The sequence below is a fragment of the Aliidiomarina sp. genome (genome assembly GCF_047920995.1).
In the GTDB taxonomy this organism is placed as follows: domain Bacteria; phylum Pseudomonadota; class Gammaproteobacteria; order Enterobacterales; family Alteromonadaceae; genus Aliidiomarina.
In genome coordinates this window covers 1-2906 of record NZ_JBLRWZ010000069.1, presented here as the reverse complement: position 1 = coordinate 2906, position 2906 = coordinate 1, and the positions used below count along the sequence as shown (strand labels likewise).

Annotated in this window: 3 protein-coding genes and 1 pseudogene; all 4 read left to right on the top strand. The window is 46.1% G+C overall.

Annotation, left to right across the window (positions count from 1 at the left end):
- Window positions 1-529, top strand: a pseudogene (gene narH, locus ACNA7P_RS11075) (nitrate reductase subunit beta); the annotation flags it as partial.
- Between the two features lie 5 nt (window positions 530-534).
- The gene (narJ, locus tag ACNA7P_RS11070) at window positions 535-1302 is read left to right on the top strand and encodes a nitrate reductase molybdenum cofactor assembly chaperone (RefSeq protein ID WP_416258683.1); all 768 of its coding nucleotides are present in this window, start codon (window positions 535-537) and stop codon (window positions 1300-1302) included.
- Window positions 1292-1972 carry a respiratory nitrate reductase subunit gamma gene (gene narI, locus ACNA7P_RS11065; protein WP_416258682.1) on the top strand — a complete coding sequence of 227 codons (681 nt, stop codon included), beginning with the start codon at window positions 1292-1294 and terminating at the stop codon, window positions 1970-1972. The genes narJ and narI overlap by 11 nt, the downstream gene beginning before the upstream one ends.
- 88 nt (window positions 1973-2060) lie before the next feature.
- Window positions 2061-2828 (top strand): peptidylprolyl isomerase, encoded by a 768-nt coding sequence (locus ACNA7P_RS11060; protein ID WP_416258681.1) that lies wholly within the window; start codon window positions 2061-2063, stop codon window positions 2826-2828.
- Window positions 2829-2906: the final 78 nt, after the last annotated feature.

Genomic DNA, 2906 nt, shown 5'->3' with positions numbered 1-2906 from the left:
ATGGCAAGTGGCGCTGCCACTGCATCCAGAATACCGCACGTTACCGATGGTTTGGTATGTGCCACCACTTTCACCTATTACCAGCGCAGTTGAGGCTGGCCATGTGGGAATGAATGGTGAAATCCCAGATCTTAAATCGTTGCGGATTCCGTTGCGTTATCTCGCCAATATGCTTACTGCTGGTGACGAAGCTCCGGTAGAACGTGCACTTGAGCGGATGATCGCCATGCGTGCCTACAAACGTTCGCAGCAAGTTGATGGTGTGGAAGATTTCCAAGTACTGAGAGACGTTGGCTTAACACCAAACCAAGTAGAAGAAATGTATCGCTACATGGCGTTGGCCAATTATGAAGATCGCTTTGTAATCCCAACTAGTGCCCGAGCGTATGCCGAAAATGCCTATAACTTGAAAGGTGAATGTGGTTTTAGCTTCGGTAACGGCTGTGGTGGTGGTGAAAGTGATTTGAACTTGTTCGGCGGTGATAAGAAAGGCGTTCGAAAAGTAATTCCAGTAGTTATGAAGGATTAATTGTTATGCAAATAGCCCGAGTTATATCACTGCTGCTGGATTACCCTACTGAGGGCATCGTTGCAGCTAAGCAAGACCTTCTGCACATCATTGCTGAATCAAGTTTGGCTGATGTGCGTAAAGCCGATTTAGCGGCGTTTGTTGAACGCCGCTGTGCTGGCAACATTATGGATTGGCAATCTGAATACGATAGTTTATTCGAACGTGGTCGTTCACTTTCGTTGCTGTTGTTTGAACATGTTCACGGGGAATCCCGCGATCGTGGTCAAGCGATGGTGAATTTGATGGGCCAATACAAAGAAGCTGGTTTGGAAATTGGTGTGCGCGAATTACCAGATTACATTCCGCTGTACCTTGAGTTTCTTTCCACGCAAGGGGAAGAAAATCTAGTACTTGGTTTGCAAGAAGTAGCCCATATTCTGGCGTTGCTTACTGCCCGATTGGAACAACGTGATAGTGATTACGCCGCAGTTACCCATGCGCTATTAAATCTCTCTGGAGTTGCTGTTGATTTGAACGATGTGCGCGAGCAGATCGCTACCGAGAAGCGGGACGATACCAAAGAAGCGCTGGATAAAGTTTGGGAAGAAGAGATGGTTACGTTTGGCCCTGATTCGAAAGCCGATGGCTGTAGCTCAGGGGTAAGCAAACCTTCTGAATCACAACGTAAAGATCAGTATGTACCCATTAACTGGGCTGATGCGAAAGATGCGGCAAGCCCATCAGAGCCATTAGCGAATTCTAGCCGAGAGGAAGTGAACCATGAACATTGATCTATTGTTGTTTGGGATTTATCCCTACATCGCCTCGGTTATTTTCTTCCTTGGCAGTGCGTTGCGTTACGATCGTGAACAATTCTCATGGAAAGCGCAATCGAGCCAAATATTGGATAAGAAGTACTTCCGTGTGGCGAGTGTGTTCTTTCATGTAGGTATTATCATGATTTTTGCCGGCCACTTTGCGGGTTTGGTGATTCCGTATGAAGTGTGGGATGCACTTGGCGTTACACTGGCGCAAAAGCAGCTTATTGCTGTGGGTGTTGGTGGCCTCTTCGGTTTTATCTGCTTTGTTGGGTTAACGATGTTGGTGTACAGACGCTTATTTAATCCTCGGGTTCGTGCGAGTAGTTCGGTAATGGATACGCTAATTCTATTACTAATATACTGGCAGCTAATTTTGGGCATTATCACAATTTTTGTGTCTACCGGCCATATGGATGGTTATGTAATGAAGGATCTGATGAGTTGGAGCCGTTACTTACTAACGTTCCGCCCAGGTGCAGCCGTGGAGTTTATGGCTGACATTCACTGGATTTACAAAGCACATGTATTTTGGGGCGTTACCTTGTTTGTACTGTTCCCATTTAGTCGTCTTGTACACATTTGGAGCGTTCCGATCAAATTCTTAGGTCGTAGCCATCAAATAGTACGTCGCCGTTATTAATTCCGTTATATGAGGCGGCATTAGTGCCGCCTTTTTTACCGATTACGGTGGTGGGCTTGGAACTCGTACCGTGAAGTTAGAGGTGAATATGATTCGTGTTAACGAAACAACAATTGAAGAAAAAGCTGTATTAGAAGAAATGCAGTACCATCCTGCTGAATCTCAGCGAGATGCCATGCTTAAAGCAGCTGAGGCTTTGATCATTGGCGAACTATTAAAGCAGCGTGCGCGTTCGCTAGGATTCAAAATCACCTCGGCAAGGGCACAAGTAACAGAAGAAGATTACTTGGATCGCTTAATTGCTGAAGAAGTGCATGTGCCTGAGGCCACTGAGCAGGAAATTGCTACGTATTTTGAGCAAAACCGCGGTAAGTTCACTACTTCGCCATTACTTGAAGTACGTCATATATTACTTGCAGCGCCTCCGGGTGAAGACAAACCGCGTATCGAAGCACTGGCATTAGCGGAAGAAATCATTAAACAGCTGCAGGCTGGTGGTGATTTTGCTGGCTTAGCTCGAGCACATTCGGCGTGCCCTTCAAAAGAAACTGGGGGTAGTTTAGGCCAGCTTAGCCGAGGGCAAACTGTGCCAGAGTTTGAGCGCATCGTTTTTGCTGCCGAGAAAGGCTTGTATACCTTGCCAGTAGAAAGCCGTTACGGCTTTCATGTGGTGTGGGTAGAGCGAAAAGTTGCTGGCGCACCACTTTCATTTAGTGCTGTGCGGGAAAAAATCCGTGATTACTTGAATGAAAAAGTACGCCATAAAGCGATAGCGCAGTACATACAGCAGTTAATTGCTGATGCGAAAATCGATGGCTATGATTTCTCGGTATCGCAATCGCCCTTGATGCAATAAAGAGTGCAATAAATCATCCGCAAAAGATAAGTTGCTGGCCATAAGATTTCTGCTATGTTTATGCTTTCCATACGCATG

Excerpts from the sequence above, each read along its gene's own strand:
- narJ (WP_416258683.1), top strand. The coding sequence starts at position 535 with ATGCAAATAGCCCGAGTTATATCACTGCTGCTGGATTACCCTACTGAG.
- narI (WP_416258682.1), top strand. The coding sequence starts at position 1,292 with ATGAACATTGATCTATTGTTGTTTGGGATTTATCCCTACATCGCCTCG.
- ACNA7P_RS11060 (WP_416258681.1), top strand. The coding sequence starts at position 2,061 with ATGATTCGTGTTAACGAAACAACAATTGAAGAAAAAGCTGTATTAGAA.